Below are 22,265 nucleotides of genomic sequence, written 5' to 3'. Positions count from 1 at the left end.
CATAGCGGACGGCCGGGTGACGAGGGACGATGATCCGGTGAAGGACCTCGCTGTCCGGCTCGCCGCGCTCGACCCCGATGCCGGGGCGGCGCTGCGGGTCATCGCGTACTTCGACCGGCTCACCGAGGGGCGCGCCGGATTGCAGGCGATCGTCCGGGGCGCCGCCGTGCTCGCCGGGTGCCCGGCGCGGCTGGCCGACGACGGGCGGCGGATCCAGCTGCGGGTCCAGCCCGACGGCACCGACGCGACGGCCAGGCCGCCGGATCCGTCGTGGATGTCCGCGGCGGTCGCGGACGGGGCGGTCCTCTGGCTGGAACGTCCCGGACCGCCCGGTCCGGTCGAGGCGATGATCCTGGAACGGGCGTCCGGCGCCGCCCGCGCGGTCCTGGAACGCACCCGCCGGCTGGCGCCGCCGACCGATCCGGCATCGGTCGAGCTGACGCTCGACGGCACGGCGCCCGAAGCGCAGCGCCTTGCGGCCGCGGCCCGGCTCGGCCTTGAACCCACCGATCCGGTACGGGCGATCGCGCTCGCCGACGGAGCCGCCCTCCTGCTCCCCGGCTCTGCCGACGGTGACCCGTCCGTCGGGGCCGGCTCGCCCGGCCCGTCAACGGGCCCGGCCTGGATCGGGGCCGCGCTGCCGGCCAACGACGGCCGGCACGGGGCCGCGCTGCCGGCCAACGACGGCCGGCACGGGGCCGCGCTGCCGGCCAACGACGGCCGGCACGGGGTCGTGTTGCCGGCCAACGACGAGCGGCACGGGGTCGTGTTGCCAGGTGCTGACGGCCGGCACGCCGATCCGCGGCAACGCGCCGGAATCGGACCGGCCGGTCCCGTCGCCGCCCTGCCCGCCTCCTACGCCGCCGCCCGCACGGCCCTGCGTTTCACCGCCGAGGGCACCGAGCAGGACCCCGGCCCGCGGGTCGTGCACGCCGACCGGCTCGGCGGCCTGATCCTGCTGGCCGACGCGGCGGGACCCGGCACCGAGCCGGTCCCGGACGTGCGCGCACTCGACCGGGCCGCGGCCTCGGCACCGTGGGCCCTCGCCACGCTGGACGCCGTCGCCGAGGCGGTCAGCCTGCGGGCCGCCGCGACCGCACTACGGCTGCACCACTCCACGCTGCAGGAGCGACTGACGCACACCCGCCGGTTGCTGGACTGGGACATCCGGGAACCGCAGGGCCGGCTGCGCCTGCAAGTCGCGCTGGCACTGCGCCGCCTGCACCGCAACCCGCCTCAGTGACCGCGGAAGGCTTCGTCCAGCCACCACGACGGGCGGCCGGCGGCCACCTTCACGTCGACGACCATCGGCACGTCGCGCGGGCCGGCCAGCCACTCCTTGACCGCCGCCAGGTCGGCCGGCGCCCGTACGGTAGCCGCCGCGCAGCCGTGCCCGCGCCCGATCGCGGCGAGATCCGTCTCCGGGAACATCACTGTGGACAGCGGATGCCCGCCCGGACCGAAGTGGTGCACCTCAGCCCCGTACGCCTCGTCGTTGTAGACCACGATCAGCATGCCGAGGCCGAGCCGCCGGATGGTGTCCAGCTCGGCGATGCCCATCAGGAAGCCGCCGTCGCCGCACGCCGCCACCGGCAGCCGGTCCGGGCGGGCCAGGGCCGCGCCGAGCGCGCTGGCCAGCCCGAGCCCGATCGACTGGAACGCCTGGGTGAAGCAGAACCCATGATGATCTGGAACGGACAGGAACATCGACGGATAGCCCATGAAGTTGCCCGAGTCGACGGCTACCACCCGTTCGGCTGGGAGCAGGTCGTCGAGTGCGATGGTCACGGTGCGCGGGTCGATGTGGGTGGGGTCGCCGTCGTCCGGGTACGCCACGTCCCGCCACCGACCGTCCGTGCCCAGCCGTAGCCGTACCGAATCGGTCCGATATCCGGGGTTGTGGCGCGTCAGCGCCTCGCGGACCGCGCGGGCACTCGACGAGACGTCGCCGGCCACGCCGAGGTCGACGCGGTGGTGGCCACCGATCGCGGCCGGGTCGAGGTCGACCTGGACGACCGTGGTGTCCGCGCCGATCACGGTGCCGTGCCGGCTGGTCCACATGTTCAGCGAGGCGCCCCAGGCCACCACGACGTCCGCGGCGGCGATCAGTTCGGCGGCGAGCGGGGTGGCGAAGCCGCCGGACACGTCCAGGTTCCACGCGTTCCCGGCGAACAGGCCCTTCGCCGCGGCCGAGGTGGCCAGCAGCGCGCCGCAGGCAGCCGCGAGCTCCTCCAGCTCGGCGCGCGCGCCGAGCGCGCCGCGCCCGGCGATGAAAACCGGTCGTGCGGCCCCGGCGAGCAGATCCGCCACAGCGGCGGTCGCCTGATCCGAGGCGCGCGGCAGCCGCACGAGCGGAGCCGGCGGAACCGCAGCCGGCTCCCCGGTCGCGGCCTGCACGTCCAGCGGAAGGTTCAGCACGACCGTACGCCGCTCCCCCACCGCGATCCGCCACGCCCGTACGGTGTCGGCGACCGCGGTGGCCGGGCCGTGCACCCGGTCGCTGACCGCGCCCACCGCCCGGGCCAGGGCGTCCTGATCGACCCGGAAGTTGGAGCGCACCGCCGAAGCCGCCGGCTCGGCGGCGAGAACGAGGAGCGGGGTACGGCTTTTCGCCGCCTCCGCGATCCCGGTCATCGCGTTGGTCAGACCGCAGCCCTGGTGCACCGTGACCACGCCGGCCCGGCCGCTGACCCGGGCGTACGCGTCCGCGGCCGTCGCCGCGCCGGCCTCGTGACGGGTGGCGACGAACCGTGCCCCGCCGGCGACGAGCGCGTTGGTGACGTGGAAGTTGCCGCTGCCGACGACGCCGAACACGTGATCGGCGCCGAGGTCGGCGAGCGTCGACCCGACCAGATCGGCGACTCTCATCGTTCGACGAGGGCCAGTACGCGTACCGGGCTGCCGGATCCGCCGACGATCGGCAGCGGCGGGGCGATCACGACGGCGCCGGTCGGCGGCAGCCGGTCCAGGTTGCGCAGCTGGGTCAGGCCGAACTTGCCGGCGCCGAGCAGGTACGAGTGGCACGGGAACGGCGGGTCGAACGAGTGCGCCGCGCCCGCGTCGGTGCCGACCGTCTCCACCCCGATGCCGATCACCGGGCTCTCGGTGGCCAGCCATTTCGCGGCCTCGGGTGAGACACCGGGCGTGTGCGGGCCGGTGTCGTTCGCGTTGAGGAACGCCTCCTGGTCTCCGGAGCGGGCGTCCCAGCCGGTCCGCAGCAGCAGCCAGCCGCCGTCGGGCAGCGGTCCGTGGGCCGCCTCCCACTCGCGGACGTGCTCGACGTCGAGCAGGAAGTCCGGGTCGGCGGCGGCCTGGTCGGCGACGTCGATGACGACGGCCGGTGCGATCAGCCTCTGGGGCGGGACCTGCGAGACGTCGTCGCCGTCGCGGCCGGTCACCCAGTGCACCGGCGCGTCGAAGTGGGTGCCGGTGTGCTCGCCGGTGTGGATGTCGTTCCAGTACCAGGCCGGGCCGCGGTCGTCGTACCGGCTGATCTCCTCGAGGCGGAACGGGATCGTGTTGGCGAACGGCGGCGGCAGCTGAAGGATCGGCGTGGACGCGGACAGCGGTGCGGTGAGATCGACGACCTCGATGGTGCCGCCGCTCACTCCGGACAGCAGGGCCTGAAGAACGCTCATCGGAACTCCACATCGGCGAGTGCGGACGGTGACCGCCTGAGCGTACGGCCGCGGTGATCGTTCCGGTACGACCCGAGCCCGGAAACAGCACGCCGCCAGGCCCGTCGGGGCCGCCAGCCTGGCACACGGTAGTCATTGCCGACCCCACCCACCGCACTTACTGTCGTCAATAGATACCTCGCCGCGTCAGCCGGCATCGAGACGGCACATCAACGACGATCCGCCTAGGTGTCCCCCCGCGCCCGCCGAACGTCGCTTCTTACCGGAACGGGCCGTTATTGCGGCGACTCCGGACGCACTTCTGTAGAAAGCCCGGTCCCCCCATGCTCACAATCCGTTTCCGCGCCGCCGTTCTGGCCGGCTCCGTGCTGCTGAGCATGGTGCTGCCGGTTCCCCTCGCCCATGCCGCGACCACCGCCGCCGCGCCCACCCTGGCGAGCCGGATGACCGCGGTCCGAACCGCGAAGACGATCAACTACTACCCGTCGAACGCGGGCTGGACGGCGATGTGGACGAACTTCGACCCGGCTCGCATCGACGCCGACCTGACCAGGGCCGCCGCGCTCGGCGCGGACAACGTCCGGGTCATCGTCTTCCCGCAGACCTTCGGCTATCCGGCGCCGACCGCCGAGTACACCCAGAAGCTCAGCCAGTTCATCGGCATCGCCGGGGCTCGCGGCCTGAGCGTCAAGCTGACGCTGTTCGACTGGTGGTCCAACTATCCCGACGTGGCCAACAGCATTGCCTGGGCCCAGGCCCTGCTCGCGCCGTACGCGAACGACCCGCGGGTGATCGCCGTCGAGGTGAAGAACGAGTTCCAGCCGAACGACGCCGTCGCGGTGACCTGGGTCCGTCAGGTGATCCCCGCGATCCGCGGCATCGCTCCGGCCATGCCGCTCACCCTGTCCGTCGACGGCGGCAGCGGCGCCACCGGCATGGCCGGCCTCAAGTCCCAGCTGACCGGTACGCCGCTGGACTACTACGACTTCCACTTCTACGGATCCTCGGAGCGGTCCCTCGCCGAGATCCGCCGCGCCCAGGCCGCGGTGGCCCCTGACCTGGTGATCATCGGCGAGACCGGTGTCAGCACCGTGAGCGGCACCGAGGGCGAGCAGGCCGCCTACCTGTCCCGGGTCTTCCGCGCCGCCCGGGAGGCAAGCGTCGGTTCCGTCGCACCGTGGATTCTCAACGACTTCTCCCCTGGTGCCATCCCCCCGAACTCGGCCGTGTCCACCCAACCCGCTCAGTACAAGTACGGCCTCTACCGCACCGACGGCGCCGCGAAGATCGGCGCTTCCGTGGTGGGTACCGCGTGGACGACCGGGGCCACGCCGAACAGCATCCTCAACCTGAGCTTCGAGGCCGCCGCGATCGACTCGCCGTGGCGGCAGTACCTGCCTCAGGCCGGTGCTGCCGTGATCACCACCGGGACGGCGCGTACCGGAGTCCAGTCGGCCCGGTTCTCGGGGACCACCCGTACCCCTGGCGGCCTGCCCTCACTCGTCACCTCACCGATCACGCCGGTCCAGGCCGGCTATCAGTGGCGGGCCGAGGCGTACGCTCGTGGCGCCGCCGCCACCGGTGTCACCGAGATCGCGCTGAGCTGGTTCGACATCAACGGGACGTGGATCGGCCAGAACACCTCCAACCGCCTGCCGGCCGGGAACACCAGCTGGACGAAGCTCGTCGTGGAGACCGTCGCCCCGGCGGGGGCCGCGGGCGTGCAGCTGCACCTGAAGTGCGGCGACAACACCGGCACCGTGTGGTTCGACGACGTCGCGGTGTCCTGAGACCCCGCCCAGCCGTCGCCTACGCACGGAGCCGGGCCGACAACGTGCGTGGGCGACGGCTCACCCGGCTCGGCCGTCACTCCACCGCAGGCTGAGAGCGCCACCGTGGACTGGAAGCACCACCGCGTGCAAAGGGTGACCGCTGTTTCCCGGCGTCGCGCTGGGGCAGCTCGCGGCTGACGGCTCGCGCTGGGAGAGCGGCGACGGGGCGGCTTCGGCGGGACGGGCGGTCACCCGTACCCGGCAGGGTGTGGCCGTTGCCGGCGTGGCCGCTGGGCCGGTCGGCTCGGCGGCTGGGTGCGCCGCGCGTGAAGGGGCCGGGGTCAGGATGGGCCGCCGGCCAGGACCCAGCGGCCTCGGCCGAGCCCTTTGGCCTGGTACATCGCCGTGTCAGCGGCTCGGAGCAGGGCTGCCGGCCGCCACTGGGCCGCGTGGCCGGTGGCGTCGCAGCAGGCGATGCCGATGCTCGCGCCGACGTTGTACCAGGCGCCCTCGTGTTCGACCGGCAGCGCCACGTCTTGCAGGATGCGGTCGGCGACCCGGATGCCGTCGGCCTCGCCGAGGCCGGTGAGTACCACCGCGAACTCGTCCCCGCCCAGCCGTGCCACCGTGTCGCAACCGCGGACCGCGGACCGCAACCGCTGTGCCACGACCCGCAGGATGGTGTCGCCGGCGGCGTGCCCGGCGGTGTCGTTGACCGCCTTGAAGCCGTCCAGGTCGAGGTAGAGCACGGTCGAGCCGAGCGGGCACGCCTCGAGCTCCTCGTGCAGCGCGGACCGGTTCGCCAGGCCGGTCAGCGGATCATGCCGGCTGCGGTGGTCGAGCTCGCGTTCGGCCCGCTCCAGCGAGCGCAGCGCGCTGGAGAACCGGGCCAGGATGAACGCGGCGGCGATGACCGTGGCGGCGAACAGCAGAATGCGTTCGGACTCGGCGTACTCGCGGCGGGCGAACAGGACCGCCGGGGCGGTCAGCAGGCCTACGCCGAGGAACCACACGCGAGCGGGATGCAACGTGGGGCGCCGGCGGGCGGGAACGGTCAGTTCGTCGCTGCTGGAGTGCAGGGCGGCCGCGATGAGCAGTGCGTTGCTCAGCAGGATCACGCCGGTGCCGACCGCGATCGCCAGGTCCAGCGAGGGGATGAACGTGGAGCCCAGGTCCGACGCGATCCGCAGGACCGCGGAGAGCAGCAGCAACCGGGTGGCACCGGTCCGCCGGCCCGGGGACAGCACCAGCAGGATCACGCCCGCCAGGATGGCGATGTCGCCGAGGGGACCCATCACGTACAGGTAGGCGCCGAGCGGGTCGACGGCCAGCTCGCCGAGGTAGGGCGAGACGAAGATGATCCAGATGACGATCGACGCGGCGACCACCAGGGTGAGCATGTCGAGTACGGCCGGCCGCAGCCATCGGCCCGCGCGACGGCGTGCCATCGCGACCAGCGCGGCGCCGTACGACAGGTAGCCGATGGTCCACAGGACGGCGGACCATGCCACGTCGCCGTCCCGGTGCAGCAGCATGCTGATCGGATAGATGCCGTCGCCCAGCAGCCACGCGACCTGCCCGAACGCCACGTACAGCCAGGGCAGCCGGTCACCGCCACGGCTGCTCCTGGTCGCGGTCCAGCAGACCAGCACCACGATCGTCAGGTAGGCACCGAAGTACACGAGGTCGCCGAGGGGCGTCCCGGAGGTCACGCCCGCCACCGCAGCGGCGAGTCCAGCCGTGGCGACGTAGAGACCGAGCATCCGACGGGTCATGGCTGCCCCATCGGCACCTGATGGAAGGTTTCAGGAATTGCCGGCTCTTGCTACCGGGAAGCAACTCAGCGGGCGCGCCTCGTAGAGCCGGCGACCCGGCAGATGGCCGCCGAGCTCGCCGACCTGCGCGAGGTGGAAGCGGGACGACAGTGTGACATGTCAGGCGGCGCTGGCCCTGCTGGTCCGCTTGCCGCCCTTTCCGGTGAGGGTCCGCACCAGCTTGTCGACCAGTTCCGGCTTCTTGAGGCTCGCGGTGCCCTTGACGCCGCGGTTCTTCAACTCTCGGCGTAGCTCGTCGACCTTCATCCGGGCGATCTTGCTCTCGCTGATCCCCGGCGTGTTCGGGGTGTCGTTGTGGCTGGTCGGGTTCTTCCGGTTGTCTTTACCGGAGCGAACGTTGGGCTTGGCGTTCTTGGTCGACTTCAGCTCGGCCTTGACGAGCCTCTCGACCAGTTCCGGCTTCTTCATGTCGGCCGTACCCTTGACGCCGCGCCGCGCCAGCCGGGTGCGCAGGTCGGACGCCTTCATCCGGGCGATCTTGCTCTCGCTGACCCCGGGAGTGTCCGGGGTGTCGTTGCGGCTCGTCGGGTTCTTCCGGTCGCTCTTCGCCGACCGCACCTCGGCCTTGACCAGTTTGTTGACCAGCTCCGGCTTCTTGAGGCTCGCGGTGCCCTTGACGCCGCGGTTCTTCAACTCTCGGCGTAGCTCGTCGACCTTCATCCGGGCGATCTTGCTCTCGCTCACGTCCGGTGTGTTCGGAGTGTCGTTACGGCTCGTCCGGTTCCTGGCGGTCTTGGTGGCAGCCATCCGCTTCGCCTCCATTCATCGACGTTCCCGATCATCTGTCAGCTACCCGCTTCCGCGGCACCGACACATGACAGCCCCGGATATCCCTCCCGGCGCGTACGGAACTGATGACGCGGCCGCACCCGATCGGGTGCGGCCGCGGCCGGTGCAGTGGTTCCCGCCGGCTGGAAGAGCAGGTCAGCGCTGTCCGAGCAGAGCCAGAAGGTAGTTGAGGATCGCCGCGAGCGTGCCGGCGCCGGGGTTCCGGTCGAGCAGGCCCGCGATCGCGCAGAGCAGATTGCCGAGCAGGTTGCCGGGCCCTGACTCAGCGGTGATCGTCAGGTGCACCCGGTTCAGGTCCACCACCAGACCGAGCAGGTCCAGGTGCAGAGGGCCGAGAGTGAGGTCGAGAATCCGGCACGTCGCCTGGGCCACGGCCGCAGGCATGCTGACGGTCCGGGTGACCGTGCCGACGGCACTGCCGGCCGAGTCGGTGAGTGTGCCGGTCAGCGTGCCGGTGGCCAGCAGGTTTCCGTTCCGCGCCGAGAAGTTGGTGGGGGTGAAGCTACCGGCGAAGGAGCCGGTGCCTCCGGCGGCGTCCGTGAAGGTGCCGGCGATCGGGATGCTGGGGACGGCGGCGGCCGGTACGGCCGTCCGGGTGTTCGGTGCGGCGCTGGCCGGGTTCGCGCCCACGGCGGCCAGCCCTAACGCCGCGAGCAAGGTGACGACGATCATCGAGAGCCGTTGCCGGTGTGTCATCGTTCCTCCTGTTGATAGGGATCCTCGAGCCATTCACCGATAAGCCTCGATGTCCGCGTGGGCCGGTCCCAGTGAGCGCTGTCATCGGATGACGGTGAGAGGAGTGAGGTGGAACCGCTGACAAAAGTCACGTTTGGAGCCAGCCCGCGTCCTCGGCGACGCGCACGGCCTCCAGCCGGTTGCGGGCACCGGTCTTGCGGAGGATCACCGAGATGTAGTTGCGGACGGTGCCGGCGGTCAGGTGCAACTTGGCGGCGACCTCCGCGGACGGCACCCCGGACGCGGCGACGCTCAGCACGTCCAGCTCGCGCGCCGAGAGCGGGCTGCGGGGCGCGCCGAGCATCGCGACGGCCAGGCCGGCGTCGATGACGCGTTCGCCCCGGGCCAGCTGCCGGATGCCGCGCACCAGCTCGGACGGGGTGGCCTGGGTGCCGACCACGCCGCTGACGTGAACGTCCAGCGCACGTTTGACGCGCCCCGGGGCGTCCGGGCCGGCCAGCACCAGCGTGGCGCAGCCGGGCTGCTCCACGCTGAGCCGGGTGAACAGGGGAAGGCCGTCTCCGGCCAGCAGCCCCACGTTGATCACCGCCACGTCCGGCGGCACGGCGCGGGCCATGGCCAGCGCCTCACCGAGGCAGCCCAGTTCGGCGACCACGGTGAAGTCCTCTTCCAGCGATAACGTCGCGGCCAGGGCGCCGCGCAGCAGATTCATGGGTTCGACGAGCAGAATGCGGATCACGATGGCCTCCCAGCCAAGGTCGAGCTTCGCGGTGGGAATGCCGGCGTCCGATGTGGCTTCAGGCCCGGAGGGGCCGAGCTCAGATCTTCCGGAGGCCGGCTGATGGCACGGCGCCGGGTCGGTTCACCGGCGTCGGCCCGATTCCGGACCGCGGGATCAGCTGGGAGGGCCGCTGTACCGGACGGTTCGTCCGGGGGTGCTCGCGTCGGCGGGCGGCGGGACGGCGGCGGCCGTGAGTTCCGGCCGCCAGGAGGACGGGACGGTGCCCATCAGGGGTGCGTTACCACCGCCGGAGTCACGGAGGTGGGTGCCGCCGGCGGAGTGGTCACGCGGATGCGGCGGCGAAGCGGGTGGTGGCGCGGTCGGTACGGGGCTCAGCGCGGTCCCGTCCTGCCTGGTGCCGGCCGGTTCCGCGAGGTCACACCGAACGTGCGCGGCCGACAGGTCGGAGGCGCCGGGCAGCGTGAGTGGTGCCATCGCCATCGGCGTGGTGGCCGAGAAGAGTGCGAGCGGCGAGGCCGGGTGTGACGGCACCTGCGGTGCCGAGACGGACGGCACCGCCGGCAGGGCAGGTAGGGCGGGCGGCGTGGGAGCCTTCGGTTCAGCCGGCAGTGGGGGCAGGGTTGGAACAGCCGCGGGTACGCGAATCGCGGCCGCCTCATGCTCCGCCGCGAGTCTCAGATCTTTCAGCTGCTCGGTCGCCCGGGTCGCGGCCGCCGGTACGGTCCGCCCGGCCGTGACGCGCGTCAATGCCGTAACCGCGTCTGTCCGCGGAACTGAAGCCTTCAGCTGCTCGCCCACCAGGCGCGCCGTGTCTGCCCGCAGGACTGAAGCCTCCTTGACCCGCGAGGTCGAAACCTTGCGGGCGACCACTTTCCGAGCCGTGCCCACTCGCGTCTCGACTGCCGAGGCCGGACTCGTCCGCTCCCTGATTCTCGGAACCGCGGCCTTCCGGACCTCCGCTTTCACGGCCTTCCGGACCTCCGGCTTCGCGGCCTTGCGGACCTCCGCTCTCACGGCCTCCCGGGCCTCCGCTTTCGGGGCCGAAGCGCTGGGGGGCGCGGCCTGGAAAGCTGAGTCCTTCGGAGCTTTCCGGTCCTTCGAGGCAGAGGCGCCCAGTTTCTCGACGGAAGCGAGTGGATCAGCATTGCCCACCTGGTCCGTCAGGCCGTCATCGGCTCGCGCCGCGTGGTCAAGAATGCTCAACGCGAAGTAGGCGGCCACCACGAGGCCGATCATCAACAGGAGACGGGCGATGCGCTGAACGGGCGCCGCCGCCACATTCCCGCGCACGATCCACCTCCCACCGGCGCATTCGTCAATCCATCGACGTTTGACTACCCATTAGCCGAGGGCTGACACAAGCTGTGGTCATGCGATTCGGCGCGCACCTGCCCCTGATCGATTTCGACGGCCGGGGCTGGCGGCCCGGCGACCTGGGCGCTTACGTCGACACCGCCCGCCAGCTCGGGTACGCCTCGATCAGCGCCAACGACCACCTCGAGTTCCAGCACCCCTGGCTGGACGGGCTCGTCGCGCTGGCCAGCGTCGTCGAGCGCAGCGGTGAGATGCGGCTGGCGACCACGGTGTCCCTGCCGGTGGTCCGGGGTCCGGCCGCACTGGCGAAGGCCGCCGCCGCGCTGGACATCGTCTCCGGGGGCCGGCTGACCCTCGGCGTCGGGCCCGGTTCGTCAGCGCGCGACTACGCTCTCGCCGGCCTCGACTTCGACGAGCGGTGGCCGCGTCTGGACGAGGCGATCCGGGCACTCCGCACCTACCTGGGCAGCGGCGCCTCCGCGTACCAGGGAAGGTTTTATGCCGCGGCCTCGGCGCTGCGGCCGGCGCCGGCCTGCCCCGGGGGACCACCGATCTGGATCGGCAGTTGGGGTTCCGAGGCGGGCCTGCGGCGCGTCGCGCGGCTGGGTGACGGCTGGCTGGCGTCCGCCTACAACGCGTCGCCCGGGCAGGTGGCCGCGGCACGGGTACGGCTCGGCGCGGCGCTGGAGCGGGCCGGGAAGGACCGGGACGGCTTCGGGTGCGCACTGGCCACGATGTGGACCTATGTGACCGGCAGCGGCCCGGCCCGCGAGGCGCGGCTGTCCGCGCTGGGCCGGATGCTGAACCGCGCTCCGGACCAGCTGCGGCAGCGGGTCCTCGTCGGTCCGGCGGCGGACTGCGCCGCCACACTGCGCGCCTACCTCGACGCCGGGATCGGCGAGGTCTTCATCTGGCCCCTCGCCGACCCGCACGACCAGCTGGAACGCTTCATGCGGGACGTCGTGCCGCTCGTGGCACGCCCCTGAGCCGCTGGGTCACGCCTTCCAGGATCGTGATCATCTCGCGGACGACCGGCGGCTGGTACGCGCTGTCCGGGTAGGCCACCGAGATCCGTCGCACCGGCGCGCCCACGCGGAGCCGCCGGACCTCGACGCCGGCCGGCGCGCGGGCCACGGCGAGGCCGGGTATCACGGCCACCCCGAGACCGGCGGCGACGAAGGCCTGCACGGCACGGTAGTCGTCGGAGGTGAGCGACACCCGCGGGTCGAAGCCGATCGCCCGGCAGGAATGCCGGACGATGGTGAACCACGCGCTTCCGGGCCGCCCGCCGACCCAGGCCTCTTCCGCCAGGTCGGTCAATTCGACCGTACGGTCGCCGGCCGCGGCCCGGTGCCCGCGCGGCAGTACGGCCTGGAACGTGTCGTCGAACAGGTGGACCCGGCCGCCGTCGAATCGGGTGGACCCGGCCAGCACCTCGTGGTCGTAGATCACCGCGAGGTCGAGCTCGCCGTCGGTCAGCCGCGGCAGCAGTCCCTGCAGGTGGTCGTCGACCACGGTCAGCGCGGTGGCGGGCTGCCGGCTGCGCAACCGGGCCAGGGCGGCCGGGACGAAGGTGGTCAGCGCGGTCGGGAAGCTGCCGAACCGCAGGCGGCGGCCGCGCCGGCCGGCGATCTCCGCCAGGTCCTGCTCGGCGCTGTCCAGGCGGGCGGCTATCGCCCTGCCGTGCCGGACCAGGGCGTGGCCGGCGTCGGTCAGCGCGAGCGGGCGGGTGCCCCGCTCGACCAGGGGCAGCCCGGTCTGCCGTTCCAGCCCGGCGACGTGCTGGCTCACCGCGGACTGAGTGAGGCCGAGCGCCTCCGCCGCGGCGGAGAACGATCCGTGGACGGCTACCTCGCACAGCACGCGGATGGCGCGCACGTGTCCTATTAGCTCCACTAATGGGCCTCCAGCCATCAGCATTGGTTCTAATGCGGCGTCAGCCTAGCGTCGGAGCCCATGAACAGCATCGATACCGACAAGTTGATGGCCTTCGTGTTCCGTGCGGTCGACGAGGTGGGGGCGACACTGAACTGCGCTCTCGTCGTCATGGGCGACCGGCTCGGCTACTACCGCGATCTGGCCGCGCACGGGCCGACGACCGCGGCGGAGCTGGCCAAGCGGACCGAGACCGGCGAGCCGTACGCCAGGGAGTGGCTGAACGCGCAGGCCGCCGGCGGATTCGTCGAGTACGACTCCGGCACCCGCCGGTACACGCTGCCCGCCGAGCACGCGGTGGCGCTCACCGACGAGAGCAGCCCGGCGTTCCTGCCCGGGTTCTTCCAGATCGCGCACGGCACGGTTCGTGACGCGTACCGGATCATCGACGTCGCGCGCCGTGGCGCCGGGGTGGGCTGGCACGAGCACAACGACGACGTCCATCTCGGCTGCGAGCGGTTCTTCCGGCCGAGCTACGCGGCCAACCTGGTGAGCTCGTGGCTTCCCGCCCTGGACGGCGTGGTCGACAAGCTCCAGCGGGGCGCGAGAGTGGCCGACGTGGGATGCGGTCACGGCGCCTCCACCATCCTGATGGCCCAGGCGTACCCGAGGTCGACGTTCACCGGCTCCGACTACCACCCGGAGTCGATCGCCACCGCACGCGAGCGGGCATCCGCCGCGGCGGTGCGCGAGCGGGTCCGGTTCGAGGTCCGCTCCGCCACCGGGGCCAGCGGCGGCGACCACGACCTGGTGACCATGTTCGACTGCCTGCACGACATGGGCGACCCGGCCGGCGCCGCCCGGCACGTCCGAGACATCATCGCCCCGGACGGCACCTGGATGATCGTCGAACCGGCGGCCGGCGACCACGTCGAGGACAACCTCACCCCGGTGGGCCGCGCCTACTACGGGTTCTCGACGCTGCTCTGCACCCCGGCGTCGCTGTCCCAGGAGCCCGGCGCGGCCCTCGGCACCCAGGCCGGGCCGGCGCGCGTCCGCGAGGTCGCCACCGCCGCCGGGTTCACCCGATTCCGCCTGGCGGCGCAGACACCTTTCAACAACGTGTACGAGGTCCGGCCGTAAACTTCGCGGCGCGCGGTCAGGGAGCGGTCCAGCCGACCGGGACCTGACCGATGCGCACGCGCTGCGGGTGGTCCCCGACCGGGACGGAGGCGACCGCCCGTCCGGTGGCGAAGCTGATCGCGGTGACCCGGTCGGCGCCCGCCTCGGAGACGACGCAGTCACGGCCGTCCGCGCTCACCGTGGCCCAGTACGGCTTGATCGCGGTGACCAGCGGTCCCGGGGTGAGGGTGGCGCGGTCGACCACGGTGGCGTAGTCGTCCATGGTCCCGGCGACGCACAGTTTCGCCCCGTCCCGGCTGATCGACAGGCCGTGGTGGCGGGAGTCGTTCACCCAGGTGGTGCGGTCCGGGTCGGTGGCCGGGTTCTGCGGCAGCTCCCGTACCCGGGTGATCTTGTCGGTGGTCACGTCGTACTCGACGAGGCCGGCGAAGAACGAGACCTGGAAGTAGAGCTTCGACTCGTCCGGGGTGAGTACGGCGGGGCGGATCGCGTCGGACAGGTCCCGACGGCCGAAGGCGTCCAGCCGGGGCCGCATGTCGATGGTCTTGACCACCCGGAACGTACCGGTGTCGGCGATCGTGATCTTCCGGTCGCCCTTGGTGAAGTCCAGCCAGGGTGCGTCGAGGTCGGTGTTGACCTCACCGATCGACATGTTCCAGAGGTATCGGCCGCCGCCGGTGAAGAGGTTCTCGTGCGGCTTGTCGCCGGTGGCGAACGAGCCGACCTGCCGGCCGGTGACGATGTCCAGGATGTGCACGGTGTTGCCGGTGGAGGCGGAGACCGCGACCGTACGCCCGTCCGGGGAGACCGCCATGTGGTCGGAGCGGAAGCCGCTGACCGGGAACCGCCAGCGCACCGCCCCGGTGGCCAGGTCGATCGAGACCACGTCGGCGAAGCTCGGCCGGGAGACGACCAGGGCGTCCCCGGCGGGTGTGGTGTACATGTCGTCGACGAGCTGGTCGTGCCCCTCCCCCGGTCCCTGCTGGATGCCGAGATAGAAGGCCAGCCGGATCGGGTTGAGGTAGATCTCGGTGAGCCGCTGTGCCCGGTCCGGTACCACCGAGAGACGCCCGATGCGGGTGTAGCCGCCGCTGGGCTCGATGACGTCGACGGTGCCGTCCCAGTTGTTGCCGACGAACATCACCTGACGCAGGGCCGGCGCGGCGGCGGCCGGCACGGTGGCGGCGCCGACTGCGAGCAGGCCGCCGAGGGCAGCCGCGACCAGGCGTTTCAAAGGTACGAACGAAACCATGACGTGACTCCCATCAATCCGCTCTCCCGCTACTGGGCAGTAACGCTCATGAAACAAGAGGACGGCTCACATTGATAGATGTCGTATTACCCGGCCATCTGAAACCGAGAGATCGGGCAGCCCACGACCTCAGATCGCGGCTTTCGCGTCACCCGCCACCGGCGGGAACGACACCTGGACGGTCAGGCCGTCACGCCCGGTGGAGGACGCCGTGATCAGGCCACCGTGCGCCTGGGTGATGGACCGGGCGATCGCCAGCCCGAGCCCCGCCCCGCCGCTGTGGTCGATACGTGCGGCCGCCCGGCGCCGGAACGGTTCGAACAGGGCGGCCACCTCCTCGGGCGGAACGTCCTCCCCGGTGTTCACCACGACGAGCGCGGGCTTGTCGCCGACCCGGACGTCGATCGTGCCGTCCGGCCGGTTGTACTTGACCGCGTTCTGCACCAGGTTGGTGATCAGCCGTTCCAGCAGGATCTGCTCGCCGAGAACGACCCGCGGCTTGAGGTCACTGGTGATCGTCACACCGGCGTCCGCGGCCCGCGCCCGGTGCGCGGCGAGGACGTCGGCGGTGATCCGGTCGAGCCGCAGCGGCGTCCGCGCCACCAGGCCGCGGTCGCTCTCGCTGAGAACCAGCAGGCCCTCGATCAGGCGCTCGTTGCGCTCGTTGGTGGCCAGCAGCTGGGTGGTGAGCAGGCCGAGCTGGTCGGTGGTGAGCTCCCCGGCCATACCGACCTCGATCAGGGTGCGCTGGACCGCGAGCGGGGTGCGCAGTTCGTGGGAGGCGTCCGCGGCGAACCGGCGCTGGGCCTCGTAACCGACGGCGATCCGGTCCATCATCTCGTCGACGGCGCGGCCGAGCACCGCCAGCTCGTCGCTGCCGGAACCCGGGCGCAGCCGGAAGCCCAGGTTCTGCGGACCCACGTTGGCGATCACGCCGACCACGTCACGCAGCGGGCGCAGGCACCACCGTACCGCCGGGTAGCCGGCGGCGAGCATGGCCGCCAGGACGAGCGCCAGGGTGAAGGCGGTGGGGATGCTGGGGCGCCGGTAGAGCTGCACGCACACGAACGAGGCGCCGGCGTCCGGGGCGCGGCCGATCGGCAGCCGGCACCAGGACGGGCCGAATTCGCGCCACAGCATCAGCACCAGCTCGGTGGCCGGCATCGCGAACTGGGCGCCGACCAGCACGAGCGCGCAGAGCAGCAGGATCCGCCGCGCGGGGGAACCGGTACTCATACGCCGAGCCGGTATCCCGCGCGGCGCACGGTGTGCAGCACCGGCGGCTCACCGAGCTTCCGGCGCAAGGTCATGACCGTCATCCGTACGGTGTTGGTGAACGGGTCGGCGTGCTCGTCCCACGCTTTCTCCAGCAGCTCCTCGGAACTGACCACCCGCCCGCCGGCTCGCATCAGCACGTGCAGCACGGCGAACTCCTTCGACGACAGCGACAGCAACCGCCCGTCCCGGAACGCGGTGTGCCGGGTGCTGTCCAGCACGATCCCGTCCTGCTCCAGCACCGGCGGCAGCGCCGGCGCCGAACGGCGGGCCAGCGCCTGCACCCGCGCGGCCAGTTCGGCGAAGGCGAACGGCTTGGTCAGATAGTCGTCGGCGCCGAGGCCGAGCCCCTCGACCCGGTCCCGGATCCCGGCCGCGGCGGTCAGCAGCAGGACCTTGGTGGTGTCGCCGGAGTCGACGACCCACCGGCACACCTCGTCACCGGTACGGCCGGGCATGTCCCGGTCGAGGACGGCGACGTCGTACCGGTTGACGCCGAGGCGCTCCAGGGCGGCCTCACCGTCGTAGACCACGTCGACGGCCATCGACAGGCGGCGCAGCCCCTGAGCCACCGTGTCGGCCAGCAGCCGCTCGTCGTCCGCCACCAGCACCCGCATCCCTCGCCCTCCCGCTCCGATCACCGCCGTCCGACAGGCTTTCACAGCGCGGGTAAGCGGTTGATAAAGGCGCCGATGACGCTCGCCGGACGGGGCGGCCGGAAACATGGTCGGCCCTTGAACATCCCAGTTATGGACGGTCACTCGTGCTCAGAAATATGAAGAATCATCTCATAGTTCTGCTGCTGGTCGTGGTTGCCGCACCCTTGGGGGCCAAGCCCGCCGCGGCGATCGCGTACGGGGAGAACGCCCCCGCCGACGCCTACGACTTCTCGGTCCTGCTCACCATGACCGGACTGCCCGCCGACGGCGGCGGCACCCGGGACAGCTCCTGCTCCGGCGCCCTCATCGCACCCCGCTGGGTGATCACCGCCGGTCACTGCTTCCGCGACGGCAACGGCCGGCGGGTGAGCCGGGTGGTGGCGCGGCGGACCATCGCCACCGTGGGTCGCACCGACCTGCACAGCCGGGACGGGTACGAATCCGAGGTCGTCACCGTGCACCAGGCCGAACACACCGACGTGGCCCTCGCCGAGCTGGCCGATCCGGTCACCGGCGTCACTCCGATCCCGGTCGCCACCAGCCCGCCACGGGTGGGAGAAGTCCTGCGGCTGACCGGATTCGGGCTGACCGTCGACGGCGGCGCGATCGTACCGACCGATCGGATGCAGACCGGGCAGTTCACCGTCGACGCCGTCGGAGACACGCTCGTCGAAGCCTCCGGCCTGGCCCCGCGCCCGGACACCAGCCCGTGCCCGCATGACTCCGGCGGGCCCTACTTCCGCGAACTGCCCGACGGGACAGCCGTCCTGGCCGCGGTCGTCAGCAGCGGCCCCGGCTGCCCCCATCCCGGCCCGGACTTCAGCGCCCGAACGGACAATCTCGGGGACTGGATCACCAGCACCATGAACGACCGGCCCGCACCAGCCGGTCCGGTGGTCCTGGCCTGGGCCGGCGCCGCCGCGCTCCTGCTGGCAGCGGCCGTCGCCGCCGCCGTCGTCCGACGACGGGCCACTTCCGCAGCAGCGCGGCGACGGTGGGTCAGCGATGCGTGCGGACCTTACGAATCTCGGTACGCAGGGCGGGCGTCCCGTCGACCGGAGCGGGGTCCTCAGCGGTCGGCGTGATGCCGCCGGCCGCGACCCGGTCCAGCGTCGCCAGCCCCCGCGAGGTCACGTGACCGAAGATCGAGTAGTTCGGGCGCAGCGCGGAATCGCCGTACACCAGGAAGAACTGGCTGCCGTTGGTGTCCGGACCGGCGTTGGCCATCGCGAGCACACCACGGGCATAGAGCCGGCGGACACCGGTCGGATCGGTGGGGGCCGGCGGCAGGTCGGTGGGCAACTCGTCGCGGTAGCGGTAGCCCGGACCGCCCGAGCCGGTGCCGCTCGGGTCGCCGCACTGCAGGACCTTCAGCGTCGGGTACGCGGTGAGGCGGTGGCAGATCGTCCGATCGTAGAACCGGTGCCGGGCCAGATGAAGGAAGCTCTGCACCGTGCAGGGCGCGGCGGCCCGGTCCAGCACCAGCGGGATCGGCCCGAGGTTGGTACGCAGCACAGCCGTGACCGTGCCCCGGTCGGGCGTATGCCGTGGGTCGCGCGGCAACGACACCGGACGGGCGGCGGGCTCGTCCGGTGTCGGGGTGTACTGGCAGGGGCCGGTGGTGGGCGCCGGTTCACCCTCAGCGCGGGCCGGGCTCGGCGCGGCGACGGAGAGCAGGGCGGCTGCGGCGGTGACGACGAGTGCCTGGCGCAGCCACGTACGAGCGGGCTGCCGATGGTGCTGGACCACGTTGTCCTCCCTCATTGATTTACGACAATCTATCTGAGACGCGGTGCTCGGCCAGTTCCGCCGGCCAATGCGCTGGGTACCGTGAACCCAATGGCTGACACGAAGATCGGACTGCGGTCCGAGCGCGGGCCCGTGCTCGCGGCGGTGATGCTGTCGACCGGGCTGGTCGCCATCGACGCCACCATCATCGCCACGGCCGTACCGTCGGTGGTGCGCGACCTCGGCGGCTTCGCCGAGCTGCCCTGGGTCTTCTCCGTCTACCTGCTCGCCCAGGCTGTCTCGGTGCCGATCTACGGCAAGCTCAGCGACCTCTTCGGGCGCAAGCCGGTGATCCTCTGGGGCATCGGGCTGTTCCTGCTCGGCTCGATCATGTGCGGTGCGGCGTGGAGCATGGGGCTGCTCATCGCGTTCCGGGCGGTGCAGGGGCTCGGAGCCGGCGCGATCATGCCGTCCACGGTGACCATCATCGGCGACCTCTACTCGGTGCGGGAACGGGCCAGGGTGCAGGGCTACGTGGCGAGCGTCTGGGGCCTCGCCTCGGTCGTCGGACCCACCCTGGGCGGCGTCTTCAGTGAGTACGTCTCCTGGCGCTGGATCTTCTTCGTCAACATCCCGCTCTGCCTGGCCGCCGGGGCGATGATCGGTAGCCGGTTCCACGAGCGGGTGCGGCGGGGCCGGCCGGCTGTCGACTACCGCGGCGCCGCACTGCTCACCGCCGGGCTGACGCTGCTGATGCTCGGCGTGCTGGAGGGCGGCCAGGCCTGGGCCTGGGACTCGCCGGCGAGCGTCGTGGTGCTCGCCTCCGGCGCCGTCCTGCTGGTGGCGTTCGGCGTCGCCGAGCGCGCGGTCGCGGATCCGGTGCTGCCGCTGTGGGTTCTCCGGCGCCGGCTGCTGCTGGTCAGCGGCCAGCTCGCGATCGGCGTGGGCGCCATCCTGCTCGTCCTCAGCTCGTACGTACCGGCCTACGTTCAGGAGGGACTCGGCACCGGACCGCTGGTGGCGGGCTTCGCGCTGGGTGCGCTGACCATCGGCTGGCCGCTCGCGGCCAGCCAGGCCGGCAAGGTGTATCTGCGATGGGGGTTCCGCGCGTGCGCGCTGATCGGCAGCGTGCTGTTGCTGCTCGGCTCGGCGTTGATGACGCTCCGGCTGGGCCGGGACTCCAGCGTGCTCGAGGTCGCGGCCTACTGCCTGCTCGCCGGACTCGGCATGGGCCTGACCTCGGTGCCGACCATAATCGCCGCGCAGTCCAGTGTCGGCTGGGCGGATCGGGGCGTGGTCACCGCGAACTACATCTTCCTGCGCTCCCTGGGCAGCGCCCTCGGCGTCGCGGTGTTCGGGGCGCTCGTCAACGCGACGGTCGGCGGTGGGCCGGCAACCCCGGCCACGATGACCACGGCCATACATCGGATCTTCATCGGGGTCACCATCGTGGCGGCCGTGATGGTGGGGCTCGCGATGCTGATCCCCCGCTCCGCCGACGCCGCGCTCACCAGCGGAACCGAGGAGCCGAAACGCGACAACGAGTGAGTCCGTTCGGACGAGAGGGCGCCGGACCGATCGGCCAATAATCGAGCGATGTAGATCCGTCAGCGGATGACTTCCGTGTGTCAGGACGGTGGGCAGCTCCGCCCACCTTCCTACGCAGGGGGGAACATGCTCAGCACGACTCGGTCCCGGATCCGCGCGGTCGCCGCGGTGGGCATGGCGGCGGTCGCCACCGCGGCCGTCACCGTCACCTTCGAGACCTCGGCCGTCGCCGGCGCCGCCGACAGCCACGCGGCCACCGCACCGCTCATCCCGGAAATCATCCAACCGCCGGCCGGCTCCCGGCTGGTCGGCGCCTACCTGGTCACCAGCGGCACGCAGACCTACACCTGCGTCGTGCCGGCCGGCGCGACCACCGGCGCCTACACCGGCGCATCGGTTCCCGAAGCCCAGCTGATCGGCACCGGCGGCCGCGTGCATCACTTCGCCGGCCCCAGCTGGCAGTCGGTCCGGGACGGCTCCCTGGTCACCGCGACCCGCGTCGAGTCGTCACCGCGCGCCGGCACCATCCCGGAGCTGCTGCTCAAGGTGGCCTCCCGCTCCGGGGAAGGCGTCCTCAGCCGGGCCGACTACATCAACCGGCTGCGCACCTCCGGTGGGGTGGCGCCGACCGGTGCCTGCACCGCCGGGCAGACGGCCAGCGTGCCGTACGGGTCGCTCTACGTCTTCTGGGACGCTCCCACCGCCTGATCAGCATCTCGGCTGGCACCGTCCCGGGACGGTGCCAGCCGTCGCTGTATTCGCTTGACAGCCTGTCCGCCGAAATCAAGACTGAGTCTCCATGAAGCGAACGACGTACGGAGGCCGGCGATGATCCGGGTCGTCCACCCCGGTGAGGGTCGCAGCGGCAACCTCGGCGCCATCACCGTGGACTTCAAGCTCTGGGGCGCCGACACCGGCGGCGCCCTGGCGATCGTCGAGCACGAGTTCCCGCCGGGTGCCCTGGTGCCGCCGCACGTCCACACGCGCGAGGACGAGTACTCGATCGTGACCCGCGGCCTGATCGGCTTCCGCTCCGGAGACCAGGAGGCGGTCCTCGGAGCGGGCGGCTACATAACCAAGCCACGCGGCGAGGCGCACGCCATGTGGAACGCCGGCTCCCAGCCGGCCCGCATGATCGAGGTGATCAGCCCGGCCGGGTTCGAGCTGTTCTTCCGTGCCGTCGCCGACCTGCTGGAGTCCGGCGAGGCCGACCCCGAGCGCGGTGCGGCCCTCGCTGCCGAGCACGGGCTCGAGTTCGTCGACACCCCGTGGCTGGCCGACGTCGTACGCCGCTTCGGGCTCAACGCCGCCTGAGGCGGCATACCGCTCGCTCGGCCATCGTCACCAGGGTCTCGATCGCCTCGTCGACCGTAAGACCGCGGCCGGTGACCAGCAGGTCGAGGCTCTCGAAGCTGGTCAGCACCCACAGCGCGTCGGCGGCCTGCTCGACGCTGAGACCCTCGCGCAGCGCGCCGTCCCGTTCCAGGTGCGCGGCGAGGCTCTCCACGCCCGCCCGCCGGTCGGTTTCCATGTGCCGCACCGCGCCGCCCGCCGACTCGGGGTCGAGGCGGTCCATGGCGTGCAACACCCGGTAGATCGCGAGGTCCCGCCCCTTCATCCGGCTGGCCGCGGCGATGCCCTCCCGCAGGTGCTCCCGTGCGTCGTCGGACGCGACGGCCCGGCTGAGGTCGCTGAGCCCGGTTCGCTCCCAGAGGTCGACCACGAACGCGTCGAACAGACCGGCACGCGAGCCGAAGTCCGCGTAGATGGTCGACCGCGACACGTTCGCCAGCCGCGCCACCTGCTCCAGGCTCGGCTGCTCGGTCGGCACCTCCCGCAGGCGCCGCCCGACCGCCTCGAGGATCCGCCGCCTGGTCTCCCGGGCGGCCTCCGCGCGGAGCACCTGGTCGTACCTGCGGGTCGCCATGCGGCCGTCCTCCCACGCTTCCCGGCACCGTCAATTTCGACATACACATCGTATGTCGAAATCGCGTCCGAT

General features: G+C 71.8%; 21 protein-coding genes. 8 read left to right on the top strand and 13 right to left on the bottom strand.

Annotated features, from left to right (window positions below):
* Positions 1-37 precede the first annotated feature (37 nt).
* Positions 38-1,243: a helix-turn-helix domain-containing protein gene (locus I4J89_RS08105; protein WP_196413213.1), complete on the top strand. Its 1,206-nt coding sequence runs from the start codon at positions 38-40 to the stop codon at positions 1,241-1,243.
* On the opposite strand, the gene I4J89_RS08100 is transcribed toward I4J89_RS08105, so the two are convergent.
* Complete coding sequence (locus I4J89_RS08100) at positions 1,237-2,868, bottom strand: thiamine pyrophosphate-binding protein (protein WP_196413212.1); 1,632 nt, start codon at positions 2,866-2,868, stop codon at positions 1,237-1,239. The genes I4J89_RS08105 and I4J89_RS08100 overlap by 7 nt on opposite strands.
* Entirely contained in the window at positions 2,865-3,638 is a 774-nt protein-coding gene (locus tag I4J89_RS08095) for a cyclase family protein (RefSeq protein ID WP_196413211.1), read from the bottom strand. The genes I4J89_RS08100 and I4J89_RS08095 overlap by 4 nt, the downstream gene beginning before the upstream one ends.
* Before the next feature lie 323 nt (positions 3,639-3,961).
* On the opposite strand from I4J89_RS08095, the gene I4J89_RS08090 reads away from it, so the two are divergent.
* On the top strand, positions 3,962-5,428 hold the full coding sequence (locus I4J89_RS08090; protein ID WP_196413210.1) for a glycoside hydrolase 5 family protein: 1,467 nt from the start codon (positions 3,962-3,964) through the stop codon (positions 5,426-5,428).
* A gap of 323 nt (positions 5,429-5,751) precedes the next feature.
* On the opposite strand, the gene I4J89_RS08085 is transcribed toward I4J89_RS08090, so the two are convergent.
* The 5 genes from I4J89_RS08085 to I4J89_RS08065 form a co-directional block, all read right to left on the bottom strand.
* Positions 5,752-7,185: a GGDEF domain-containing protein gene (locus tag I4J89_RS08085; RefSeq protein ID WP_196413209.1), complete on the bottom strand. Its 1,434-nt coding sequence runs from the start codon at positions 7,183-7,185 to the stop codon at positions 5,752-5,754.
* A gap of 159 nt (positions 7,186-7,344) precedes the next feature.
* Positions 7,345-7,992 carry a hypothetical protein gene (locus I4J89_RS08080; RefSeq protein ID WP_196413208.1) on the bottom strand — a complete coding sequence of 216 codons (648 nt, stop codon included), beginning with the start codon at positions 7,990-7,992 and terminating at the stop codon, positions 7,345-7,347.
* Between the two features lie 177 nt (positions 7,993-8,169).
* Positions 8,170-8,730 carry a hypothetical protein gene (locus tag I4J89_RS08075; protein ID WP_196413207.1) on the bottom strand — a complete coding sequence of 187 codons (561 nt, stop codon included), beginning with the start codon at positions 8,728-8,730 and terminating at the stop codon, positions 8,170-8,172.
* Positions 8,731-8,857: 127 nt separating this feature from the next.
* A complete protein-coding gene (locus I4J89_RS08070) occupies positions 8,858-9,469 on the bottom strand; it encodes a response regulator transcription factor (RefSeq protein WP_196413206.1) in 612 nt (203 codons plus the stop codon).
* A gap of 156 nt (positions 9,470-9,625) precedes the next feature.
* Positions 9,626-10,027, bottom strand: coding sequence for a hypothetical protein (locus I4J89_RS08065; protein ID WP_196413205.1), 402 nt, complete (start codon positions 10,025-10,027; stop codon positions 9,626-9,628).
* An 815-nt stretch (positions 10,028-10,842) separates the two neighbouring features.
* Here I4J89_RS08065 and I4J89_RS08060 point away from each other — a divergent pair.
* The gene (locus I4J89_RS08060; RefSeq protein WP_196413204.1) at positions 10,843-11,772 is read left to right on the top strand and encodes an LLM class flavin-dependent oxidoreductase; all 930 of its coding nucleotides are present in this window, start codon (positions 10,843-10,845) and stop codon (positions 11,770-11,772) included.
* Here I4J89_RS08060 and I4J89_RS08055 read toward each other — a convergent pair.
* Positions 11,735-12,664, bottom strand: coding sequence for a LysR family transcriptional regulator (locus I4J89_RS08055; protein WP_196413203.1), 930 nt, complete (start codon positions 12,662-12,664; stop codon positions 11,735-11,737). The two genes, I4J89_RS08060 and I4J89_RS08055, sit on opposite strands and share 38 nt — an antisense overlap.
* 78 nt (positions 12,665-12,742) lie before the next feature.
* On the opposite strand from I4J89_RS08055, the gene I4J89_RS08050 reads away from it, so the two are divergent.
* A complete protein-coding gene (locus I4J89_RS08050; protein ID WP_196413202.1) occupies positions 12,743-13,804 on the top strand; it encodes a class I SAM-dependent methyltransferase in 1,062 nt (353 codons plus the stop codon).
* Between the two features lie 16 nt (positions 13,805-13,820).
* On the opposite strand, the gene I4J89_RS08045 is transcribed toward I4J89_RS08050, so the two are convergent.
* The 3 genes from I4J89_RS08045 to I4J89_RS08035 form a co-directional block, all read right to left on the bottom strand.
* Entirely contained in the window at positions 13,821-15,056 is a 1,236-nt protein-coding gene (locus I4J89_RS08045) for a YncE family protein (protein ID WP_196413201.1), read from the bottom strand.
* A 129-nt stretch (positions 15,057-15,185) separates the two neighbouring features.
* Entirely contained in the window at positions 15,186-16,292 is a 1,107-nt protein-coding gene (locus I4J89_RS08040) for a HAMP domain-containing sensor histidine kinase (RefSeq protein ID WP_196413200.1), read from the bottom strand.
* Complete coding sequence (locus I4J89_RS08035) at positions 16,289-16,948, bottom strand: response regulator transcription factor (RefSeq protein WP_196413199.1); 660 nt, start codon at positions 16,946-16,948, stop codon at positions 16,289-16,291. The genes I4J89_RS08040 and I4J89_RS08035 overlap by 4 nt, the downstream gene beginning before the upstream one ends.
* A 158-nt stretch (positions 16,949-17,106) precedes the next feature.
* Between I4J89_RS08035 and I4J89_RS08030 the strand changes: the two genes are divergently transcribed.
* The gene (locus I4J89_RS08030) at positions 17,107-18,075 is read left to right on the top strand and encodes a S1 family peptidase (RefSeq protein ID WP_196413198.1); all 969 of its coding nucleotides are present in this window, start codon (positions 17,107-17,109) and stop codon (positions 18,073-18,075) included.
* Here I4J89_RS08030 and I4J89_RS08025 read toward each other — a convergent pair.
* The gene (locus tag I4J89_RS08025; protein ID WP_309238231.1) at positions 17,990-18,739 is read right to left on the bottom strand and encodes a peptidylprolyl isomerase; all 750 of its coding nucleotides are present in this window, start codon (positions 18,737-18,739) and stop codon (positions 17,990-17,992) included. The genes I4J89_RS08030 and I4J89_RS08025 overlap by 86 nt on opposite strands.
* Positions 18,740-18,829: 90 nt before the next feature.
* On the opposite strand from I4J89_RS08025, the gene I4J89_RS08020 reads away from it, so the two are divergent.
* From I4J89_RS08020 to I4J89_RS08010, 3 genes are all read left to right on the top strand, one after another.
* Positions 18,830-20,266: an MDR family MFS transporter gene (locus I4J89_RS08020; protein ID WP_196413196.1), complete on the top strand. Its 1,437-nt coding sequence runs from the start codon at positions 18,830-18,832 to the stop codon at positions 20,264-20,266.
* Positions 20,267-20,392: 126 nt separating this feature from the next.
* Positions 20,393-20,974 carry a DUF3455 domain-containing protein gene (locus tag I4J89_RS08015; RefSeq protein ID WP_196413195.1) on the top strand — a complete coding sequence of 194 codons (582 nt, stop codon included), beginning with the start codon at positions 20,393-20,395 and terminating at the stop codon, positions 20,972-20,974.
* A 120-nt stretch (positions 20,975-21,094) separates the two neighbouring features.
* Positions 21,095-21,580, top strand: coding sequence for a cupin domain-containing protein (locus tag I4J89_RS08010; RefSeq protein ID WP_196413194.1), 486 nt, complete (start codon positions 21,095-21,097; stop codon positions 21,578-21,580).
* On the opposite strand, the gene I4J89_RS08005 is transcribed toward I4J89_RS08010, so the two are convergent.
* A complete protein-coding gene (locus I4J89_RS08005) occupies positions 21,567-22,193 on the bottom strand; it encodes a TetR/AcrR family transcriptional regulator (protein ID WP_196413193.1) in 627 nt (208 codons plus the stop codon). The two genes, I4J89_RS08010 and I4J89_RS08005, sit on opposite strands and share 14 nt — an antisense overlap.
* Between the last annotated feature and the right edge of the window lie 72 nt (positions 22,194-22,265).

The sequence above is a fragment of the Actinoplanes aureus genome (assembly GCF_015704865.1).
GTDB lineage: Bacteria > Actinomycetota > Actinomycetes > Mycobacteriales > Micromonosporaceae > Actinoplanes > Actinoplanes aureus.
This window is presented reverse-complemented; position numbering and strand designations above follow the sequence as displayed.

Coding starts and splice junctions, on each gene's coding strand:
- I4J89_RS08100 (WP_196413212.1), bottom strand. CDS start 2,868: ATGAGAGTCGCCGATCTGGTCGGGTCGACGCTCGCCGACCTCGGCGCC.
- I4J89_RS08095 (WP_196413211.1), bottom strand. CDS start 3,638: ATGAGCGTTCTTCAGGCCCTGCTGTCCGGAGTGAGCGGCGGCACCATC.
- I4J89_RS08090 (WP_196413210.1), top strand. CDS start 3,962: ATGCTCACAATCCGTTTCCGCGCCGCCGTTCTGGCCGGCTCCGTGCTG.
- I4J89_RS08085 (WP_196413209.1), bottom strand. CDS start 7,185: ATGACCCGTCGGATGCTCGGTCTCTACGTCGCCACGGCTGGACTCGCC.
- I4J89_RS08080 (WP_196413208.1), bottom strand. CDS start 7,992: ATGGCTGCCACCAAGACCGCCAGGAACCGGACGAGCCGTAACGACACT.
- I4J89_RS08075 (WP_196413207.1), bottom strand. CDS start 8,730: ATGACACACCGGCAACGGCTCTCGATGATCGTCGTCACCTTGCTCGCG.
- I4J89_RS08060 (WP_196413204.1), top strand. CDS start 10,843: ATGCGATTCGGCGCGCACCTGCCCCTGATCGATTTCGACGGCCGGGGC.
- I4J89_RS08050 (WP_196413202.1), top strand. CDS start 12,743: ATGAACAGCATCGATACCGACAAGTTGATGGCCTTCGTGTTCCGTGCG.
- I4J89_RS08045 (WP_196413201.1), bottom strand. CDS start 15,056: ATGGTTTCGTTCGTACCTTTGAAACGCCTGGTCGCGGCTGCCCTCGGC.
- I4J89_RS08040 (WP_196413200.1), bottom strand. CDS start 16,292: ATGAGTACCGGTTCCCCCGCGCGGCGGATCCTGCTGCTCTGCGCGCTC.
- I4J89_RS08035 (WP_196413199.1), bottom strand. CDS start 16,948: ATGCGGGTGCTGGTGGCGGACGACGAGCGGCTGCTGGCCGACACGGTG.
- I4J89_RS08030 (WP_196413198.1), top strand. CDS start 17,107: ATGAAGAATCATCTCATAGTTCTGCTGCTGGTCGTGGTTGCCGCACCC.
- I4J89_RS08020 (WP_196413196.1), top strand. CDS start 18,830: ATGGCTGACACGAAGATCGGACTGCGGTCCGAGCGCGGGCCCGTGCTC.
- I4J89_RS08015 (WP_196413195.1), top strand. CDS start 20,393: ATGCTCAGCACGACTCGGTCCCGGATCCGCGCGGTCGCCGCGGTGGGC.
- I4J89_RS08010 (WP_196413194.1), top strand. CDS start 21,095: ATGATCCGGGTCGTCCACCCCGGTGAGGGTCGCAGCGGCAACCTCGGC.
- I4J89_RS08005 (WP_196413193.1), bottom strand. CDS start 22,193: ATGGCGACCCGCAGGTACGACCAGGTGCTCCGCGCGGAGGCCGCCCGG.